Source organism: Agathobaculum sp. Marseille-P7918 (genome assembly GCF_964248325.1).
In the GTDB taxonomy this organism is placed as follows: Bacteria; Bacillota; Clostridia; order Oscillospirales; family Butyricicoccaceae; genus Agathobaculum.
Genome location: NZ_CAXTXI010000005.1, coordinates 1 through 21,165 on the forward strand (window position 1 = coordinate 1; position 21,165 = coordinate 21,165).

The following is a 21,165-nucleotide window of genomic DNA, read 5'->3' on the forward strand; positions in this document are numbered from 1 at the left end:
GTCGCAACTCAACTTTAACCGATGTGGCCCTATCCTTCATCCCTTTTTTATTCAACTGTCCAAGATGTATTGTACTCTTACACTGTATGGTAATTATGGTTTTCTCCTGTCTCTGGCAATCCTTGACGGTTTGCTGTATAATAACAGAATAGACCTTCTCATAACGGGAAAGTGAAGTATCAGCCAAGGAGGAATCGCAGATGCAGGGCTATCTTTCCATCAGCGACTTTGCCAAGCTTCGCAATGTAAACCCCAAATCGCTGCGGTACTACGAGCGAATCGGCGCGCTGATTCCTGCCTATACCGACCCGGAGACGGGCTATCGGTATTATGCTTTGGAGCAGCTGGTGGAGATGGACATGATTCTCATGTGCCTGGAGCTGAACATCCCTCTACGGGACGCGGAGCAATACCGGAAGTCCGACCAGACATTGGATATCCGGCACCTGCTTCAAGATGGGCAACAAAAGGCTCTGGAGAAGCTTGCTCACCTCCGCAATACCATGCAGCAGATGGAGGAGGCACTCTGCCGAATCGAAGAAAATCAACGATATCAGGAGCAGGAGGGGGCTTATCGACGGCATCTGCGTCAGCGGCTTATTTTACGGGAACCTTTTACTCCCTCCGGTGGAGAGCTGGCGTTTAAGCAGAGCTCCACAAAAATCTTTCTCCGCGGGCAATCCCTGGGCTTGCTGCCCGCTTTTACCTTTCCCATCGGTTTGATTGCCCGGCGACAGGGAGGCCGTATTGATACTGATATCTTTCTGGAGGTTCTTCAGAAAAAAGATAATATTTCCAACCTGGAAGTACTGCCTGAAGGGGATTATCTGTGCCAGCAGAAACCTGCACAGGCACTGGAGCATGTCGATGCACTGATTTCGGAGTACTTCGTGCAGCATCCCAAGGCAAACCGGGTAATTATCACCAATTTGACTTCTGCCTACTTTGAGCTAAAGGGGCAATTACTGGAGTTACAGGAACAAATTTGACCAAAGAGGACGCTGAGAGTCTTTCTCCCAACGTCCTCTTTCTTTTGAGAATTTTTCGATCCTCCAAAATTCTTCTTGACCTTCTCATTGTGGGAAGGTTTATGATTGCATATGCGGGAATTCTCCCGCCGAATTGAAACCAAAATGGAGGAAGAGAGAACATGCAGGCGGAAAGAAATCCTCTTGGGTATGAGCCGATTGGAAAGCTGCTTGGCACCTTTGCCGTGCCCAGCATCATTTCGATGGTGGTCAGTACTCTGTATAATATTGTTGATCAGATTTTTATTGGCCGTGGCGTAGGCTATTTAGGAAACGGAGCAACCAATGTGATTCTGCCTCTGACTGTTATTGCTCTGGCCCTTGGCCTGATGATCGGTGACGGTACCACGGCCTACTTCAGTCTGTGTCTGGGGCAGGAGAATCGTCGGAGGGCCGCACAGGGTGTGGGCAATGCGATCACGCTGACGGTTGCAGTCAGTATTCTGCTGACCGTATTGTCTCTGGTATTTCTAAAGCCGCTCTGCGTCCTGTTCGGCGCCACCGACGCCACCATGTCCTATGCTCTGGAATATGGATTCATTATTGTATTAGGCTTTCCTTTTTACATGTTCAGTATGGGGTTTAACTCCATTATCCGTGCCGACGGAAGTCCGGTCTACGCCATGCTGTCCACGCTGAGCGGGGCTATTTTGAATACGATTCTGGACCCGGTTTTTATTTTTGTCTTTCACATGGGGGTAAGGGGAGCTGCCATTGCAACGGTTCTGGGGCAGGTCGTCTCCTGTGTTATGACCTTGCTTTATCTGAAAAGATTCCGGTGCATCACGCTGACGCCTGACTGTCTGCTCCCCCGATGGAAGCTGTGCGGCAGAGTGTGCAGCCTTGGAATTTCCAGCTTCTTTCTTCAGCTGGCAGCCACCATTGTGATTACCGTGATGAACAATGTGCTTGTCAAATATGGCGCGGCCTCCAAGTACGGCGCGGAAATTCCCATGACCACTCTGGGCATTACCATGAAGGTCAATCAAATCATTACCGGCATCGTCATTGGAATTTCCGTAGGCTCCCAGCCTATCATCGGGTATAATTATGGTGCCGGAAAGACAGCACGGGCGCAGAAAACCTACGTTTTGGCCATTGTCTGTTCCACAATCGTCATGGGGGCAGGCACGCTCCTGTTCCAGTTATTCCCTGACCTGATCGTCAGTATTTTTGGCTCGGAGTCTGATTTGTATCGTGAATTTGCGGTTAAAAGTCTGAAAATTTTCCTGCTTCTGATTCTCTTAAACGGATTCCAGCTGTGTACGGGTACTTTTTTTCAGGCAGTAGGGAAGCCGGTGCAGGCCACGTTGATTTCCCTGTCCCGGCAGGTACTTTTCCTGTTGCCGGCCCTGCTGATTCTGCCCCGCTTTTGGGGGGTGGAAGGCGCTCTGTGGGCCGGGCCGGTAGGGGATGCCTGCGCCTTTGTGCTGGCACTGGCCTTTGGTCTGGCAGAATGGAGAAAAACCAGCCGCAACATTCAGACAACGACATAATTTTTCTAGGGAGGTTTTTTCTTATGACACACCTATCGGATCCCATTACTATCCGGAACCTGACCTTGGCCAACCGTCTGGTGATGCCGCCCATGGCCACCGCAAAAGCGGACGAGAACGGCTATGTGACCGATGCAGTATGCGATTACTATCGGGAACGCGCAAAGTACAGCAAGATTGGCCTGATCATCACAGAACACAGCTATATCAACCTACAGGGGAAGGCCCATCCCGGTCAGACCTCCATGGCCTCCGACGATGTAATCCCTTCTATGCGGCGTTTAACTGACTGTATCCATCAGGAGGGAGTCAAAGTCTTTGCCCAACTCAGCCACGCGGGAGCGGCGGCACTGTCCAAGACCACCGGACAGCCTCCCGTAGGCCCCAGCCCAATCTACCACCCCAAGCAGCGGGAAGAGCTGCCTGCGGAGATGACCCTCCAGCAGATTCGGCAGGTTACCGAATGGTTTGCTCAGTCGGCCCTTCGGGCAAAGCAGGCAGGCTTTGACGGAGTAGAACTTCACTCTGCCCACGGCTATCTTCTCAATCAGTTTTTCTCTCCGCTGGCCAATCAGAGAACCGATGCCTACGGCCCTCAGTCGGTGGAAAACCGCATCCGATTCCATCGGGAGGTCATCGGGGCGGTACAGCAGGCTGTGGGCAACGACTTTCCCATCGCCCTGCGGCTGGGCGGCTGTGACTATGAAGCCGGAGGGAGTACCACCCAGGACTGCGTGGAGGCCTGTCGGCTGCTGGAACACAGCGGCGTGAATCTGTTCCATCTCACCGGCGGCATGAACGGTTTTATCCGTCCCGGACACGGGGAACCGGGGTATTTCCGGGATCTGTCTGTTCCCGTGAAGCAGGTGGTTCATATTCCTGTTCTTCTGACGGGAGGGGTTACCACCCCGGATCAGGCCGAGGCTCTTTTGGAAGAGGGCTGTGCAGACCTTATCGGTGTGGGCCGGGCGATCTTCAAAAATGCTCACTGGGCAGATTCCGTTTCATAATTCCCCATGTCCGACAGGGCGCTTGGGGTGTCGCAACTGCATTTTAGAAAAATAGGAAAAATGTGAGCATAAATGGTTGCGCAATCAAAGCAGCATCCCCTGCATCTAATGATGCAGGGGATGCTGCTTTGAAAGGATTGAAGGGGATAATAGGACGAAGGTATTATTTACGATATCGTTAGATTAGGTCAAATACTTTTTCAGAGTATTGCGAACCGCTCCGGTTTCGACAATCTCTTCGACAAACATCTGCTCGATCTTCTCACCAATTCCAGCCACATACAGATCACTGCCAAAAATGTTAACGTTGGACAGGATGGCCTTTAACTGGCCGCGATACGACTCCGGCTGACCCAGCTTGACATCTTGCAGCGCGGCCGTCAATTCTTCAGCCATCGGGTCGGGGGACAAATCAAAGGCATGGCCTTCGTCATCAACCGCCAGCAAATAGCGGCACCAGCCTGCAATAGCCAGCGGTATGGCCGTCAGCGAAGCTGCGGTTCCATTGCGAGCGATATATGCTTTGATGGTCTCACCAAAGCGAATCCCTACCTTTTGCGAGGTATCGGTTGCGATTCTCTGCGGGGAATCCGGCATAAACGGATTGGGGAAACGCTCGTGGATCACTTCCTGCAGAAAGTCCGTCGGGGACAGGATGCCGGGATTCGTTACGACCGGCATGCCTTCTACTAGGCCAATCCGTCGGATCAGCTCAGTCAATTCCGGATCTTTCATTTCATCTGCAATCAGATGATAACCAAGCAGGCAACCATAAACTGCCAGGGCAGTGTGCAGCGGATTGAGACAGGTGGTAACTTTCATACGCTCTACCATATTGACGGTATCGCGGTTAGTCATATATACGCCGGCTTTTTCCAGCGGTGGCCGACCGTTTGGGAAATGGTCCTCGATTACAAGATATTGCGCCTTTTCGGCATTGACAAAGGGCGCGATATAAGTCTTTTTAGAGGTGATGATCGGGTCCATCGCTTCCACACCGTTCTTTTTCAGTTCCTCACAAACGGAGTCTGCCGGGCGCGGTGTGATTTTGTCGATCATGGACCAGGGGAAGGAGACCTTGCTTTCGTCCTCCAGCCAAAGTAAAAATGCGGACGGAACAAAACTGCGTTTTACCCACTCTTCAGCTACGGTGATAATGCTGCTGCGCAGCTTTTCGCCGTTGTGCGAGCAATTATCCATGGAAACGATTGCGACAGGAATGCCGCCGGTCAGAAAACGTTCATACAGCAGTGCTGTAACAACCGCCATAGCGGAAACAGCATGTTGGGGACCGCGCTCCAAATCGGCTTGCACATAGCTGAAAAACGCGCCGGTAGCATCCTTAAGCGCATAACCCTTTTCGGTAATGGTGAACGAAACCATCTGCAGATCCGGATTGGTGAAAATCTCGACCAGCCGCGCCCAGTCTTTGTTCAGGGATGCCTGTGCCTTGAGGGCCTCGGTCAAAGAGCCGATGACACGTTTATCGGTAGTACCATCTGCGTTGAGCGTAACAGCCAGCACCAGATTATCATACGGCTTGTAGATCTTATCTACAATGTCAAAGTCGAACGTCTCTGCACAGGCGATGCCGCTTTCCATCAGACCCTGTGCAATCAGCTGGTCAGCAATCCCGCCAATGAACATGCGGAAGATGTTGCCGGCGCCAAAGTGGATCCAGCGGGGATTGCGGCGGCTGCTTTCCTGCAGCTGCTTGACATCATAGTTGGGCAGCGTGATGCCTGCCTGCTGCCATGCAGATGTGTCCTGTATGCCTGAAATCGTTAATTTCATTCGTTTCATCTCCTTATTCACAGGAATTGAGAAGGATTACTGTCGATTGCAGGACCGACAGTAATCAGTTGCACCTCGAATGGTATGCTGCTCAGCCGTTTTTTGCGGCCTTGTCGATCGCTTCCCAAAGCCCAAGCAGATAGTTGGCACCGATGGCACGATCGTACAGGCCGTAACCGGGCATGGCCACTTCGCCCCAGATCATACGGCCGTGATCCGGTCGGATGATGCCGTCGAAACCGGTGTCATACAGCGCTTTCATGATAGCATACATATCCATCGAACCGTCCGCAGACAGATGGGCAGCCTCTTCAAAATCGCGTTCGCTGTTATATTTCAGGTTGCGGACATGTGCAAAGGGAATGCGGCCCTTTGCCGCGCGAATGATATCGGGAATGTCATTGTTCGGGTTGGTGCCGAGTGAGCCGGTGCACAGCGTAATGCCATTATGCGGTTTATCCACGGTTTTCAGCAGACGCACGATCTGCTCCTTGTTGGTTACGATGCGCGGCAGACCAAAGATCGGCCATGCGGGGTCGTCCGGATGAATACCCATGCGAATGTCATATTTGGCGCACACATCTGCAATGGCCTCCAGAAAATATACCAGATTATCGAACAGCTTATTTTCGTCCACATCGGCATAGGCTTCAAACAGGGTCTTGAGCTTGTCCAGACGTTCCGGCTCCCAGCCGGGCATGGCAAAGCCGTTGGACATGCGCTCCATGGATTCGCGCATGTGTTCAGGATCGATCGTATCCACAATATCCTGATTGTAGGCAAGCACAGTAGCGCCATCCGGGCGAACACGTGCGAGATCGGTGCGCGTCCAGTCAAAGACCGGCATAAAATTATAGCAAACTACATGAATATCTGCCTGTCCGAGAACTTCGAGCGTATGGATATAATTTTCGATATGTTCGTCACGGCGGCTGGTGCCGATCTTGATGTCATCCGAGATGTTGACCGATTCAATGCCCATAATCGAAAGCCCTTGTTCCTCCACAATGCCCTTGAGCGCATTGACTTCGTCCGCAGTCCAGACCTCTCCGGCCTGCTTACCCATCAGGGTCGTTACCACGCCCTTGACGCCGGGTACCTGACGGATTTTATCGAGAGATACAGCGTCATAACCAGGGCCGTACCATCGTAATGTCATTTCCATATGTTCACATTCCTTTTTTGGTTTATTCAAATGTTAAGACGATCTTGCGAATAGAGGGATCGCGGCTATCCACGAAGTCGAAAGCCTTCTGCGCATCGGTAAAGTGAAACCGATGCGAAATACTGCCTGTCAGATCCAGCTTACCGGCCTCGATCAGATCGATCGCATGCTGGAACTTCTTGTTTTGCAGGCGGGAACCGCGGACATCCAGCTCCTTGGAGGTAATAGAGAACTGGTTGATCTCCACCGGCGCCAGCGAAAAGCCCATGGTGATAACGCGGCCGGCGTTGCCGGTTACGCGCAGCAGGGTTGGCAGCGAATCCTTGGTGCAGGCTGCATCGATGGATACCGTCGGACCGTATCCGTCCGTGAGCTCTCGAATGCGAGCATCAATATCCTCATTGAGAAGGTTGATAGCATACTGCGCGCCGTTTTCCAGCGCAGCCTGCAGCTTGTCGTCCACCACATCGGCAACGATAATTTTCGCGCCGGATAGACGGGCGATTTTGAGCAGGCTGCTGCCCAGCGCACCGCAGCCCATAATAAGCAGTGTATCCTCATCGGACAATTCCGCACGCGAGCAGCTCTGAATGGCAATGGTGGTTGGTTCGATCATAACGGCATCCTCATAGGAGAGCGATGCGGGAAGCAGATAGCAATCATGCTCGGGCACAGCCATATATTCGCGATAGCCGCCGTCGATATGTACGCCGCGTACTCGAAGGTTAGCGCATACGTTGCCGCGGTTTTTGCGGCAGGCATAACAAGTCCCGCAGTTTGTGACCTGATCAATGATAACGCGGTCGCCAACCTTCAAGCGGGTCACGCCCGCACCAATTTCGGTGACTTCGCCGACCATTTCATGGCCGATGACACGCGGATAGGTGGCAGCGGCATTCGTGCCGTGATAAATGCCAACATCAGACCCGCAGATACCGGCAGCCTGAATTTTGACCATAACATTGTTTTTTTCATCCAGCACAGGCATCGGCATGTCGATCAGCTTGAGCATATTGGGCTGGACAATTTGAACAGCTTTCATGTAATTCTCTTCTTTCCATCAATCGATTTTAACCTTGACGACTATCTTGCGAACGGGGGCTTCGTCGGTTTCAGCGTTGCACAGCGGGCGATGCGGCTCCATCGGCCATACCGCATAAAATTCGTTTGGGCCAATCCGAACATCGTACGTATCCTCGCACGTATAAAAGCCGATATCTTTTTCCGCGTCGTACGGGATATCTTCCGTAGGTAGCGGCGCCACTCCGCATCGCTCTGCGCCGTCAATCATATAGTGGATATCCATAAATTCCTTGTGGATTTCCATATCTGCACGGCTCCGGCTATGCGTGTTTGCAGTCATCACATGCGCAATCACTTCGTTGGGAATGATTTCGTGAGCGCCATCCTGTAAAGCGGCTGGGTCAGCGGTTTCTGCAAGAAATTGCAACGCTGCTCGGATATTCTCGTTATATCCGAAATAGCGTGCTGCATTTTGAATGTGATCTATAATCAAAATAATTCACCCCAGTCATTTGAATAGTAAATATGCCGCGAATGGATGCGGAAACAGAATATTCCGCACCCATTCGCAGCGATGCCGTATGGGAGGTTGCGGCATTGTTAGCTTTGATTCGGATGTTTCGCTCAGAGCGCCTTGATTTCTTCCCAGACAGAATCGTCTACAAAGATACCGTTGGCATCGTGGTCGCGATTAAACTGTACATAATCTTCGCCGGGAATCATAATGCCGGAAGAGTGCTCGGACAGTTCTGCGCTCTTGACATATTCGATTGCACGCGTGATGGTGTCCTGCATGTGCTCGGCAGAAGTGGTCTTCTTCGGATCGATCACGATCATGACCTGAGAACAGCCGCCGCAGCTGCCCTTGGTTTCCGCATTCAGATCAACTGCACCGACACCGTCCGTGAGGATGGAGCCAAGGATGTCCAGCATGAACGAGAAGCTCGAGCCCTTCCAGTAGCCGATCGGCAGGATGCGCATGGACTCTTCGATGGCACCCGGATCGTCAGTCAGGTTGCCGTCCTTGTCAAAACCGCCGGGGAAGGGCAGCTTCTTACCGGCCAGACGCGTTACCTGCAGCTTGCCGTATGCATACTGGGAGATTGCCATATCCAGCTGAATTGCAGGTCCGCCGTCCACGCCGGGAGTAGCCATGACAAACGGGTTGTTGCCAAGACGGCATTCCTTTGCACCCCAGGGTGGCATGCAGGCCTCGGTGTTGGTCCACATGATCGCAATATAGCCCTTGCGAGCGACATAAAGACCGTATGTGCCGCCGCGCATCCAGTGCGTCGTATTTTTCAGGCCGACCATACCGATGCCGTATTGATCTGCCATTTCCATCGCGCGGTCACAGCCATACAAAGCATTCAATATACCAGGCCCCATATTGCCGTTGTAAACCTTGATTGCGCCGCAGTCTTTTTCCAGAGTCGGTTCGGCATTAACATCTACCCAGCCCTTTTGGATATAGTCCACAAAGCGGGCAACACGGTTGGTGCCATGCGAGTAGATGCCGTCATAGGTGGATTCCGTGTGAACGCGAGCGCAGATTTCTGCCTTCTCTTCGCTCAGACCATACTTCATGAATACGCGCTTAATTTCATTTTTAATTTCATCAAATGACAGTCTCATAATTCATATCTCCTTTGTAATGACTGACGAAAAATAACTTATGCGGCTACGCCGTAAACAAGATTGGGGAGGAACAGCGAAATTTGTGGGAAAAACACCAGGATTAGAAGCAGGACAACGATGGAAACAATAAACGGTACGCTTTCCTTGGTGTAGGTTTCTACCGGACACTCCAGAATAGAGCAGGTTGTGTACATCGTAACGCCGACCGGCGGAGTCATGCCGCCCATGGTTACCAGAATCATATAAATGATGCCGAAGTGAACAGGATCAATACCATAAGCCTCGATGATTGGCAGGAAAATCGGGGTGAGTAGGAGTACGTTTGCAGTTGCCTCCATAAACATACCGGCAATAAATACAAATACCATAATGATGAGCAGGATGATTGTCGGATTGCTGGAAACTTGTACGATTGCACGGGCAAGTGTCTGCGGCAGCTGGCCGGTGACGATGGCATAGCCGAATGCATTCGAACAAACAATGATAAACATGATGACCGCGAGGTCGATTGCGGTTTGACGCAGGCATTCCATGAGCTTTTTGATGCTCAGCTCACGATATACAAATAGACCGATAAACAGTGCGTAGACTACGGCAAATGCGCCGGCTTCAGAGGGTGTGAACACGCCGAACCGGATACCCACAATCAGAATCACCGGGAACATCAGCGCCCAGATGTTTTCGATCAGGCCCTTCAGCACTTCTTTCAGGCTGGGGAAGTGATCGCTTTCCTTGCTGTAATTGCGTTTCTTGGAGATATACGATACAGAAAACATCAGGACGAGCGTCATCAGGATGCCCGGGATGATACCGGCCAGAAAAAGACGGCCGATAGACACTTCTCCGGTTACACCGTACAGAATCAGGCCGAGCGAAGGCGGAATGGTGGCCGTAATCAAGCCGCCCATCGCCAGAATACCAGCGGTAAAGCCTTTAGAGTAGCCTTTCTTGGCCATATCCGGACCGAGGATACGGCTTTCCATAGCGGCGTCGGCAGTGGCCGAACCCGAAATGCCACCCATCAGCAGCGATAGCAACACAGAGACCTGCGCAAGACCGCCGCGCATGTGACCGGTGACAAGCGTTGCAAAGCGAATCAAACGCGAAGTAATGCCGGTTTCATTCATCAGGTTGCCCGCGAGTACAAAGAACGGCACCGCCAGAAGAGAGAACGACTGCGTGCTGCTGACCAGCTTTTGAATGATGATTTCAAACGGAACGCCTTGCGTGAAGAAAAAGGCCAAAGCGGAGAGGCCGACGGTAAACGCTACAGGCATGCCGAGAGCTAACAATACGATGAATGTAATGCCCAAGTAGATCATGCGTTAGACACCCCTTCCGTCAGACTGCTGTAATCCTTGCGCACAAGGTTTCTGAGAAATTCAAATACTCGTTTCAGCGAGGTTATCAGCATCAGGCAGCAGCCGATCGGGCAGCTTACCGTTGCCCAGGAGTAGCTGATATACAGCGTATTATACTTGCGGGCTGCATTTACGATGGAAAGATTAAAACCGTAAACAATGCATATCACAAGAAATACTGTAATCAGGATGTAATTAAACAGAAGAATGGCGTTTTGTGCAGACAGAGAGAATCGCTTCACCAACATATCAACACCCATGTGTCTGTTCTGACGCATGGCCAAATCTGCACCGATAAAAGTTACCCACGCAAAGGTTAGCTGTGCCAGATCGGTCGAAACCGACATGTCGATTCCAAAGAAACGCAGCACAGCGGCTAAAAATACAGTTACAATCAGAAGCAGCAATCCAAAACAGACGAAGACAATTTCAATTTTAGAAAGCGCTCTTTCGAATTTGTTTAACATATCTCTTTCACCTCATTGTATCCCAATGTCGGAGTAAGGGAATCTTATTTGCCCATCTCTTTGTCGATTTGCGCCTTGATTTCAGAATAGCCCAGTTCGTCATAGACTGCATTGCATGCTTCTCGGAAGGCATCCACATCACAGTCCACCACTGTGATACCGCCTTCAATTAATCGATCCAGATATTCGTCATTTTGAGCAATAACCGAGTTCGAGGCGCTTAAGCCGGCTTCGTAGGAAGCATCCAGCAGAATCTGCTGATAATCTTCCGGAAGGTTTTCAAACCATTCTGCCGCAACAACTAACCCGGTCAGCAGCTGCTGATGGCCGGTAAACGACAGATAATCGGTAACTTCCTGAATGGAAGAGCCGACTGCAGCGGACAAATGCACCTCTACACCTTCGATGACCTGCTGCTGCAGAGCCTGATAGGATTCCGACCACGGCAGAACGGTAGTGTTTGCTCCCATTGCTTCCAGCGTTTTGGTTACTACTGCAGAACCGGAAGAACGAATACGCTGACCTTTCAAATCTGCGGGCTCGGTCACAGGTTTTTTTGTGAACAGTTCGCGCTCGCCTTGAAAATAGTTGAAGGACAAAATCTTGAATCCGATATCTTCCAGTTCGTCGCAAAGCGAACGGTAGGTCGGTGTCTCAAGCAACTCAAGCACCTCGTCGTAGTTCGATGCAATGTAGGGCGCCTGAAGCACACCAAATTCATACACATAGTTGCTCAGACGACCGGCATCGGTGATGATACCGGTGGAGTGACCAACGATTGCCTGTTCCAACACATCTTCGTCCGATCCTAATTGTGAACCGGAGTATATCTCGACCTGAATGCCATTGCTGGTTTTTTCTTCGACCTGTTTTTCAAACACATCGGTTAAAGCAATGAACAATGGATCCGTTTCGGTAAGCGATGTACCAATTCGCAAAATGTAAGGATCCTCTGCAGTGCCGGCCGGCTTCATTTCCGCGCATCCGGCTAACGATGCGCCGATGGCCAATGCCACGCCAATTGCCAAAATTCTTTTCATTTTCATGCCTCCTTTTCATGTAAGTTCATTATTTTTATTGGCAGTATTATACTAGCATGTTAACATGTCACTGTCACTTGACGTTTTTACTTAATTTATAAAAAATAATTTGTAGAGTTTGCCAAAGACATGTTTGGGCAAACTGAATCTTACTGCAAACAAGAAAAGTCGTACTCCGTACAGATACAGTAAATTGACTGTTTCAATTCGAATTTTGATGAATGCTTGAAAAATTGTACAATAAATGTTAACATGTTACTATACCACTATAATAGGCGAGGTGATGAAAATGTCGGCAAGACAGGTACAAAGAAGCACTGTGCTGGGTGAAGTGTATAAGACGCTCAAGACCGGTATTATGACATTGCAGCTCCCGCCGGGCACCACGATGAGCACGCAAGAAATGGCCGATCGGTTGAACGTCAGCCGGACACCGGTGCGGGAGGCTTTTTTGCGTTTGCAGGAAGAGGGGTTACTGGATGTTGTTCCGCAGCGCAATACCACAGTATCTCGCATTAGTCTGAAGCGGTTTGATGAGGAACGTTTCATTCGAGAGAGTTTGGAGGTAGCAGTGGTGGAGTATTTTATGCGCCTCTGCAAACCGGAACATCTTGCGCATTTACATGAGATGATCCAACAGCAGCAAGTATGCTGTGATGAGAAAAGATATGTTGATTTTGTCGATCTGGACGATGAGATGCACAAATATATTTTTGATGTGGCTGATCAGCGGCTGGCATGGCAAACAATTAAAAATGTTACGAGCCACTATCGCCGTATCCGTGTGTTGACAGTGCAGATGAAGGACACCATGGCCAGAACTGTGGAACAGCATGAACTGCTTGTCAAACTTATGGAGGAAGGTAAGGTCGAGGCAGTAAAAAAAGAATTACTTTCTCATGTTCGAAAGATACACTGGGAGAAAGCTGCGCTGCTGGAGCAATATCCAGATTATTTTGACTGTGGACAGGATACAGACAATATGTTCGGTATAGCGAGTCTCTGAGCAGGTCGGTTTCACTGAGTGAGCAGGATACACGAGTAGCTTATTGCATTCGCTACTCGAAAATCACAATTTCTGACAGCGATTGTGTGGGAGCATAACTAAGGTAGAGAGGCAAACATTACCCGATCCTTTTGTTCCACACGGGGTCTATATTTTGGAAAAGCGTTGTATATTGGCAGAAAGTCTTTGCGATTACAGGCAGCAACGGCAGCAAGCATTATTGCTTGCTGCCGTTGCTGTTTTGATGTCAAAATTGCCGGCTTCACATGCAGCGCCTACAGTTTGTATTGTTTGCGATATTGTGAAGGTGTCAAGCCGAAATCTTTTTTGAAAAGCTTGACGAAATAGTTGGAATCGTCAATGCCGATTTTTTCGCTTATTTTTTGAATGGACAGGTTGGTTGCTAACAGCAATTGTTGGGCGTGTTTAGTGCGGATTTGCCGCAAATAGTCGGTGGGAGTCCGGCCGGTTTCTTTGTGAAATATATTGGTCAGGTAATTCGGTGAGATATGAAATTCTTTGGCAAGTTGTGTAACAGTAATGTTTTCGTCGAATTCATGTTCCATATAACAAATGACACTGGAAATCAGATTGCTGTAACCTTGCTCCTTGTGCTTTTTGATCTCATTACAGAATGCAACAACCATCTTTTCTTTTTCAGTGTAGATTTCGTCTACATTTTTTGCTTTCCTAGAGGCAATGGTATTGGCTCTAGAAAGCAGATCGATAGATAGTGTGGGCAAACCGGCGTGGATTGCTGAGATACGGACCATGGTGCGCACAATAGCCGCCGCAATACGCTCGTTTTCGAGCGTGGTACCCAATCTTTTAAACGATTGAAACCCTCGCTGCTGATATTTCAGATGGATAATCGCGTTTTCTGCGTCGCCTTTTTCAATGCTGTGCATGAACTGCTGCTCAATTGCATAGTGTTCTCGAATAAACTGTGAATATTGCTGTTTTAGTGTGTTTTCTTCTGATTTGATATTTTCCTCTGTAATCGCAGAATAATCCACTGTCTGAAAACGGTATTCTTTGTCCGTAATTACTTTAATCAGTGAGGTCGTGATATTGAATGCATCATTGATACTCAAAAGCGGAAATCGGTCTCGATAGGACAACAGACTGTCATACAGATTGATGGACAGGTTGAGTCGTTTGAGCAGTTGGATACAGTCGCCACGGGAAAATATATGAGTACAAAAAGGCCCCAGAATGACGCATTGAGCATCCCATTTAAACATGATAAAATTGATTTGCAGCTGATCTTGAATATAAAATACCGTGTTTTCCTGCAACGAATCGGTAAGTTTGTGCAGGTTTTTTGTATGAAAGAGCTGCTGGATGGGATGCAGCATGCATTCCTGACAAAAGCGCGTGTATTCTTCCGGGGTAGATAGAAGCTGGACGGTCAGTCCAAATATACTTTTAATCAGTTTTTTGGCGACAGAAAAAGCATTCTCCATAAAAAATCTCCTATGAAGTAGTATCATTCTATATAGCGTAGTATTATTCTATCATATGGCGCCCGAAAATGATAGTATTTTGACAAAGGATACCGGCGATAGGAAAATACAGCAAAAGGAGAATGAAGATGGAAAAGGAGAAAAGCAAGTTTGGTATCAAAGATCAAGTAGGATATGTGTTCGGCGACCTTGCAGGCAGCATGGTCAATCTTTACATTGATATGTATATCCTGACATTTTGTACCTATGCGCTCAGTATTGATGCAAAATGGATGGCAGGCTTGTTCTTGTTTGCAAAGATTTGGGATGCGATTAACGATCCACTGATTGGTTCGCTGCCGGATCGTTATATGATCGGCAAGTCGGGCAACCGTTTCAAACCGTATATTAAAATAGCCATGTTCCCGCTGGCAGTTTCGGTACTGATGTGCTTTGCCGACGTATCCAGCTGGCCGTCGTTTATGAAGCACGCATGGGTGGCGATTGCGTATATTGTTTATGGCATGAGCTATACCGGCGCGTCCATGCCTTACGGCGCGATGGCCTCCGCCATCACCCGCAATCCGCAGGAGCGCACCAAGCTGTCCCGTGCAAGAAGTCTGGGCGGTACGGCGGTCGGTGTGCTGTTTTTGCCGCTTGTCCCGATGGTGATCTGGAACGAAGATCAGACGGCAAGGCCGGAAGGATTCTTCCTGATGGCGGTTATCTCCTGCGTGGCGTGTCTGGTGTTTTATTCCATCCTGCTTGCCTGCACGACAGAACGCTATCAAACGGTGGCCAAGGCTCCGTCTCAGGGCGGCGGCGAGGACTATAAGTTCTTCGATGTGCTGCGCAGTGCCATTCGTAACCGTCCGCTGATAGGCGTCATGATTGCCTCGCTGGGTAACTCTATTGCCTCGGCCTCTATGGGTTCGATGTCCAGCTATCTGTACAAGGAGTATTATCATTCGCCGCGCATGATGGCACTGACTTCTCCTTTGAGTATCCCGATTCTGCTGATTTGCTTCCCGCTGATTCCCAAGTTGGCGCAGAAATTCGGCAAGCGCAAGGTGATTCTGCTGAGTGTGGTTTATAACTTTGTGTTCTCGATGTGCCTGTTCCTGTTCCCGATCAGCAATCCATATCTCTATCTGGTGCTGGCCACGGTTGCCAACGCAGGGCAGACGGCATTTATGATGCTGATTTGGTCCTTTGTCACTGATTGTATTGATTATCAGGAATACCAAACCAACCAGCGCGCAGACGGTACCCTGTATTCAATTTATACATTCAGCCGAAAGATTGCGGCATCTCTCACGCACAGCGGCGCGACCTATCTGCTGGCACTGGTCGGCTTTGTTTCGGGTGCGCAGATGCAGGCGGCAGGCGTCGGCGAGGGTATCCGCAATGTTGCGACCATCATGCCTGCGATCGCCAGTGTGGTGGAAATGCTGGGCATTGGCCTGATCTATAACCTGAACAAGAAAAAGACGGATGAAATCTATCAGGAACTTGAACGCCGATATGCGGAGGAGACAAAGTGATGGATTGGAAAGAAAGAGTCATACAGACAAACTGCGGCAGCATCAAGGGGTTGCAGGCAGAGGGACAGGAGAAATATCTGGGAATTCGCTATGCCACAGCTGGTCGTTGGGAATATCCCATCGAGGTAACGCAGTGGGACGGCGTCTATGACGCCACCTGTTTTAAAGATGCCTGCATGCAGATGCGGGCGCTGCGAGAGGAGGACAAAAACGCCTTCTATTACAAGGAGTTCCGGCAGGGCGAGACTTATCATTACAGCGAGGACTGCTTTTATCTGAATATCTGGAAGCCTGCGGATTGTGTCAAGGCACCGGTTATTTTCTATATCCACGGCGGCGCGTTTCAGGGCGGCTGCGGCAATGAAAAGCACTTTGACGGCAAAAAGTATGCGGAACGGGGCATCATTTTCGTCACCTGTAATTACCGTCTGGGGCCTTTTGGCTTTTGTTCGCTGCCGGAGCTGGCGGCGCGCGACGGTTATACCGGAAACTATGGCCTGTTTGATCAGTTGACGGCGTTTGAGTGGGTGCGTCACAATATTGAAAGCTTTGGTGGAGATCCTTCCAATATAACCTTGATGGGGCAGTCCGCAGGCGCTATGAGTATTCAGCAGCTTTGTGTGTCGCCGCTTGCGAAAGACCATATCGCAAGAGCGATCATGACCAGCGGCGGCGGCATCAGCGACGCTTTCGGGACCTATATTCCTGCCGAACAGGCATACCCGTTTTGGAAAGACGTGACCGCGAAGTTGGGCGGCAGTCTGGAGGATTGGGTGAAGGCGGATGCAAAGGTGCTGCTGGCGACCATGCTGGAAACGGCCAAGCAATACGAAAACGCTATTGAGTATTTTTCGCCGGTGTTGGATGGCCGACTGATCTGCTGCGATGCGCAGTCGGTGCTTCGAGACAAAAGACAGGCGAAAATTCCCTATATCATGGGCAGTACCAAGGACGACATGGAGACCGACATCCTCGCAAAAATGGCGAGAGAGTGGACAGTTCTGCAATCTCAGCAGGGGATGAGCCCCTCCTATTGCTTCTGGTTTGGAAGAAATCTGCCGGGAGACGATCAGGGCGCATGGCATTCAAGCGAACTCTGGTATACCATCGGCATGTTGGAAAACAGTTGGCGACCGATGACCGAGTGGGATTATGAAATATCCAACCGCTTTCTCTCGTATTTCGCTAATTTCGCCGCAACCGGTGATCCGAACGGCGGCACACTGCCGGTTTGGCAGCCAACGACATCGCTGGACGGCCCCATCATGGTGATAGATGATCATAGGTTTGAAATGGGCGCTCAGCCGCTGAACCCGATTTCGTAACAATAGACATAACAGCACTATTTCAGTTGAGATAGTGCTGCTGTGAAGGAGTATAAGAATGCAAAATATAAATTTAGGTTGGAAATTCAAAAAACTGCCCGAGATGGATATTAATACAATGACTGCCGTGACTGAGATCGAAGAGAACGGCTTTGAAACAGTGGATTTGCCGCATACATGGTATCGAGACGGTGCAGGTTATCAGGGCACGGTGCTATACAAAAAAAACGTACGTATTGAGACGGACAGCAGTAAGCGGGTATTTCTGCATTTCGGTGCGGCCGACCGGTTTTGCAAGGTCTTTGTGAATGGGCAGTATGTCGGGGAGCACAAAGGCGGCTATTCCGCGTTTGCGTTTGATATTACCAACCAGTGTCGGTGGATGGCGGATAACGAAATCGCGGTTCTGCTGGACAACCGCAGCTTTAATGAGATTTCTCCGCTGGCAGGCGATTTTACTGTATTTGGTGGGCTATATCGTGATGTAACTCTGTGCATCACGGAAAAAAGCTGCTTTGACCGCACTTTTTACGGCACAAACGGCGTAATCGTCCAAGCGGCCGTTGCAGAAAAGATGGGCAAGATCGTCGTGGAAAACCACACGATACATTGCGAAAATGCGCAGATTGCCTATACCGTTAAGAATGCGGCGGGCGAGGTTGTACTCGAGCAGACGGAACTTTTGAAGAGCAAAGTGGAACTGACTGTGCCGCATCCCGCGCTGTGGTGCGGTAAAAAAGCACCTGTTATGTACACGCTGCAGGCAGCGCTTTTGGTGGACGGCAAAAAGACGGATGAGACCGAAGTTCGTTTCGGTTTCAGAACCATATCGGTAGATGCTCAGCAAGGCTTTTTCCTCAATGGCGAACACATGAAAATTCAGGGTGTGGCCAAGCATCAGGATTTCGGTGGCGTGTTCTGTGCCACGACGGAAGAACACTTGCGGAAGGATTTGCAGGATATTCTGGAAATTGGTGCAAACAGCGTGCGTTTGTCGCATTATCAGCATCCGCAGCGCATGTATGAGCTGTGCGATGAGGCCGGTCTGGTTGTATGGGCGGAGATCCCGATGCTTAAGTTTTTGGACGACGAAGCGTTGTTTGAAAACGCTTGCAGCCAGATGAAGGAACTGATTTATCAGAATATGCATCACCCGTCTATCTGCTTCTGGGGCATTCAAAATGAGATAGCGATGTTTGGTGAAAGTCAGGCGATGTATGACCGCATGCAGGAACTGGGTGCGTTGGTACAGCGCATGGATGACACCCGAATCAGTGCCTGCGCCAACCTGTTCTGCGTGAAAAACGATAGTGCATTAAACACGCATACGCAGGCAGTCGGTTATAATATTTATTTCGGATGGTATTATGGCAATATGGCGGATAATGCGGATTTTGTGGATAAATTTCATCAGGATAATCCTAACATTCCGCTTGGTATCACGGAATACGGCGTTGACTGCAATCTGGTCTATCATGCTTACGCTCCAAAGGTCAGGGACTATTCCGAAGAATTTCAGGCATTGTACCATGAAACGGTCTATCCGATCTTTCGGGAGCGGGAGTATATCTGGGGCACCTATGTCTGGAATATGTTTGATTTCAGCAGTGAGATCCGTGATGAAGGCGGCGTTCGATATAAAAACTGCAAAGGGCTGGTCACTTACGATCGCAAGATCAAAAAGGATGCCTTTTATTACTATAAGGCACAGTGGTCGGACGAGCCCTTTGTTAAGATTGCAGAAAGTCGATTCGTCAATCGCGAGAGGGAGAAGATTACCATCAAGGTTTATTCCAACCAGCCGAGCGTAAGCATTACGGTCAATGGTGCGTCGTATACCGTTGATTCAAATACCGGCGTGTTCTGCTTTGAAAATGTTCGGCTGCAGCCGGGAGAAAATAAAATTATTGCGTCAGCCGGCGCATGGACCGATCAGGTTACGTTCCTCGGTGTTTCGGAAAAAGACGAAAGCTATATTTTTGTCGATCAGAATCCAGGCATCAATGTCAAGAACTGGTTCATTGATGCGGTGGAGGAAGAGAAAATGTTTCCAACCGGAATGTTTTCCATCCGAGAGGCATGCAATACGATTGTAGAATGCGAAGAAGCGATCGCCGTGGTGGAGAAGTTTTCGAAAAAACTGGCAGAGCAGATGAAAGAACGCCGCGGCATGATGCCGCTGGAAAGAATACTGAACTATATGAAAAATGAGTTCTCTGAAGACGATTGCAAACGCTTGAATGCCGCCCTGACAAAGGTTAAAAAACGATGATTTTTATGATATCATCAAGAAGATTTATGAGCTAAAAGAATAGACTGAGATTTGGAAAACGCGCCGCGGAAGGTATAGTCCGCGGCGCGTTTGTCATACGGCATTGTTTGAAAGGATAAGTGGATTACCTTAAATTAACAAAAGGCAACGAAGTGTCCCGTTTACCATCTCTGGTAGCAATTCTGCAAGAACACTTGACAATCTGAAAAAATACTCGATTAAGTGCCGCTCTTAGTGCAGATCTCAGGCTGCTGAAAAACAATCGACCGCATTGCTCTGACGCGGAAAAATATAGAAAAACAGCACGGCATCTATCCTGAGAAATGCGGTGCTGTTTTACTGTAGCGTATAATTTTGTCGCCTGGCACGTGCCGATATAATTCTGATAAAGACACGGTGGAGGACAGAAAAAACAAACGGCATATTATGCGCTTCTGATAGGGCAGAGCAGAAAATGATACGGCAAAGCAAAAAAGTTATCACGTGGAGAAAGTGAAAAAGGTTCTGGAAAGGCATGGAAAGTAGATAAAATTGTCGAAAAAAAGCAAAAGAAATAAGGAGATTTCTAAAGCGTTAAAAAGGGAAAAAAGATAGAGTACAATTTTGCGCATCGGCCCATATGTAAATTGTGCCAAATAAGACTTGGAAAAACAGGTGGACAATAATACAATTTACACATAAGAAACATGTGCATATGTAAACATTGCTTGATGTGGAGAGGTGTGTTGTTGGAAAGATGAAAAAAGACATGATTTTCAAAGAATTGATACAACTCGATTGGGAGGTCAAGGATCAGGAAGAATTCTTCGACAAAATGGTAGATAAACTGTATGCTCTTGGTTACGTGAAGGACACGTACAAGGAGGCCATCAAGACACGAGAGGCAAACTACCCTACGGCGCTTCCAGTGGAGCCGTTCCCGGTGGCAATTCCTCACGCAGATATGATTCATATCATCAAGCCTTTTATTGCTTGCACCAGACTGAAAAATCCTGTGGACTGGTGTGAAATGGCTAACAACGATGTGGTTCATCCCGTGAAGTTTATTTTTATGCTGGGCTTCATGAAGTCGGACGAGCACATTGATTTGCTGCAAGTGTTGGTGGAAAACTTTCAGGATCCTGCGTTGATGGATCGTTTGGTTCATGCAAAAACCGAAGATGAGTATTACGAAATCGTATGTGGAATGAAAGGCATGGAAATCTGATAAAACAAATCGTCTATGCATTCAAATATTTTAAAGGAGGAATATATCATGGCAGTACGAGTAGTTGTAGCATGTGGAAGCGGGGTGGCAACGTCTCAGACCGTTGCAAGCAAGGTCAATCGGATGCTCAAGGAAAAGGGTGTAGATGCCACTGTAGAGGCTGTGGATCTGAAGTCTGTGGATCGTTACATTGACGGAAGCGCAGCTTATATCACCATCGTCAAGAACACCAAAGAGTATCCTATTCCCGTCATCAATGGCATTGCCTTCCTGACTGGTGTGGGCAAAGACAAGGAGTTCGAGAAACTGTTGAAGGCCATTGAGGATTACAAGGTCAGATAAAA

19 protein-coding genes are annotated in these 21,165 nt (G+C 49.1%); 9 read left to right on the forward strand and 10 right to left on the reverse strand.

Features of this window, described 5'->3' with window-relative positions; translation table 11 throughout:
* Positions 1-187, reverse strand: a 187-nt coding sequence (locus ACESSO_RS08460; RefSeq protein WP_373164613.1) for a hypothetical protein, incomplete at its 3' end; no start/stop codon positions are given.
* Positions 188-200: 13 nt separating this feature from the next.
* Here ACESSO_RS08460 and ACESSO_RS08465 point away from each other — a divergent pair.
* The 3 genes from ACESSO_RS08465 to ACESSO_RS08475 all read left to right on the forward strand — a co-directional run bounded on the left by ACESSO_RS08465 (position 201) and on the right by ACESSO_RS08475 (position 3,534).
* Positions 201-989, forward strand: coding sequence for a MerR family DNA-binding transcriptional regulator (locus ACESSO_RS08465; RefSeq protein ID WP_373164614.1), 789 nt, complete (start codon positions 201-203; stop codon positions 987-989).
* 161 nt (positions 990-1,150) lie between these two features.
* Complete coding sequence (locus tag ACESSO_RS08470; RefSeq protein ID WP_373164615.1) at positions 1,151-2,524, forward strand: MATE family efflux transporter; 1,374 nt, start codon at positions 1,151-1,153, stop codon at positions 2,522-2,524.
* A gap of 23 nt (positions 2,525-2,547) precedes the next feature.
* Positions 2,548-3,534: an NADH:flavin oxidoreductase gene (locus ACESSO_RS08475; RefSeq protein ID WP_373164616.1), complete on the forward strand. Its 987-nt coding sequence runs from the start codon at positions 2,548-2,550 to the stop codon at positions 3,532-3,534.
* A gap of 183 nt (positions 3,535-3,717) precedes the next feature.
* Here the strand turns inward: ACESSO_RS08475 and ACESSO_RS08480 are convergent, their stop codons facing one another.
* The 8 genes from ACESSO_RS08480 to ACESSO_RS08515 all read right to left on the reverse strand — a co-directional run bounded on the left by ACESSO_RS08480 (position 3,718) and on the right by ACESSO_RS08515 (position 12,022).
* Positions 3,718-5,328: a mannitol dehydrogenase family protein gene (locus tag ACESSO_RS08480; protein WP_373164617.1), complete on the reverse strand. Its 1,611-nt coding sequence runs from the start codon at positions 5,326-5,328 to the stop codon at positions 3,718-3,720.
* A gap of 91 nt (positions 5,329-5,419) precedes the next feature.
* On the reverse strand, positions 5,420-6,493 hold the full coding sequence (gene uxuA / locus ACESSO_RS08485; protein ID WP_373164618.1) for a mannonate dehydratase: 1,074 nt from the start codon (positions 6,491-6,493) through the stop codon (positions 5,420-5,422).
* A 22-nt stretch (positions 6,494-6,515) separates the two neighbouring features.
* A complete protein-coding gene (locus tag ACESSO_RS08490; RefSeq protein ID WP_373164619.1) occupies positions 6,516-7,535 on the reverse strand; it encodes a zinc-binding alcohol dehydrogenase family protein in 1,020 nt (339 codons plus the stop codon).
* Positions 7,536-7,553: 18 nt separating this feature from the next.
* Positions 7,554-8,009: a YhcH/YjgK/YiaL family protein gene (locus ACESSO_RS08495; protein WP_373164621.1), complete on the reverse strand. Its 456-nt coding sequence runs from the start codon at positions 8,007-8,009 to the stop codon at positions 7,554-7,556.
* 131 nt (positions 8,010-8,140) lie between these two features.
* The gene (gene yiaK, locus ACESSO_RS08500; protein ID WP_373164622.1) at positions 8,141-9,151 is read right to left on the reverse strand and encodes a 3-dehydro-L-gulonate 2-dehydrogenase; all 1,011 of its coding nucleotides are present in this window, start codon (positions 9,149-9,151) and stop codon (positions 8,141-8,143) included.
* A gap of 38 nt (positions 9,152-9,189) precedes the next feature.
* A complete protein-coding gene (locus ACESSO_RS08505; protein WP_373164623.1) occupies positions 9,190-10,476 on the reverse strand; it encodes a TRAP transporter large permease in 1,287 nt (428 codons plus the stop codon).
* Positions 10,473-10,982, reverse strand: coding sequence for a TRAP transporter small permease (locus tag ACESSO_RS08510; RefSeq protein WP_373164624.1), 510 nt, complete (start codon positions 10,980-10,982; stop codon positions 10,473-10,475). The genes ACESSO_RS08505 and ACESSO_RS08510 overlap by 4 nt, the downstream gene beginning before the upstream one ends.
* A 44-nt stretch (positions 10,983-11,026) precedes the next feature.
* Entirely contained in the window at positions 11,027-12,022 is a 996-nt protein-coding gene (locus ACESSO_RS08515; RefSeq protein WP_373164625.1) for a C4-dicarboxylate TRAP transporter substrate-binding protein, read from the reverse strand.
* 289 nt (positions 12,023-12,311) lie between these two features.
* Here ACESSO_RS08515 and ACESSO_RS08520 point away from each other — a divergent pair, with 289 nt between their 5' ends.
* Entirely contained in the window at positions 12,312-13,028 is a 717-nt protein-coding gene (locus ACESSO_RS08520) for a GntR family transcriptional regulator (RefSeq protein WP_373164626.1), read from the forward strand.
* A 275-nt stretch (positions 13,029-13,303) separates the two neighbouring features.
* On the opposite strand, the gene ACESSO_RS08525 is transcribed toward ACESSO_RS08520, so the two are convergent.
* A complete protein-coding gene (locus tag ACESSO_RS08525; protein ID WP_373164627.1) occupies positions 13,304-14,494 on the reverse strand; it encodes a helix-turn-helix transcriptional regulator in 1,191 nt (396 codons plus the stop codon).
* Positions 14,495-14,622: 128 nt separating this feature from the next.
* Between ACESSO_RS08525 and ACESSO_RS08530 the strand changes: the two genes are divergently transcribed.
* From ACESSO_RS08530 to ACESSO_RS08550, 5 genes are all read left to right on the forward strand, one after another.
* The gene (locus ACESSO_RS08530; protein ID WP_373164628.1) at positions 14,623-16,017 is read left to right on the forward strand and encodes an MFS transporter; all 1,395 of its coding nucleotides are present in this window, start codon (positions 14,623-14,625) and stop codon (positions 16,015-16,017) included.
* Complete coding sequence (locus ACESSO_RS08535) at positions 16,017-17,342, forward strand: carboxylesterase family protein (protein WP_373164629.1); 1,326 nt, start codon at positions 16,017-16,019, stop codon at positions 17,340-17,342. The genes ACESSO_RS08530 and ACESSO_RS08535 overlap by 1 nt, the downstream gene beginning before the upstream one ends.
* A gap of 58 nt (positions 17,343-17,400) precedes the next feature.
* Positions 17,401-19,614 carry a glycoside hydrolase family 2 protein gene (locus ACESSO_RS08540; RefSeq protein ID WP_373164630.1) on the forward strand — a complete coding sequence of 738 codons (2,214 nt, stop codon included), beginning with the start codon at positions 17,401-17,403 and terminating at the stop codon, positions 19,612-19,614.
* A 736-nt stretch (positions 19,615-20,350) separates the two neighbouring features.
* Positions 20,351-20,821, forward strand: coding sequence for a PTS sugar transporter subunit IIA (locus ACESSO_RS08545; protein ID WP_373164631.1), 471 nt, complete (start codon positions 20,351-20,353; stop codon positions 20,819-20,821).
* 48 nt (positions 20,822-20,869) lie between these two features.
* The gene (locus ACESSO_RS08550) at positions 20,870-21,163 is read left to right on the forward strand and encodes a PTS sugar transporter subunit IIB (protein ID WP_373164632.1); all 294 of its coding nucleotides are present in this window, start codon (positions 20,870-20,872) and stop codon (positions 21,161-21,163) included.
* Positions 21,164-21,165: the final 2 nt, after the last annotated feature.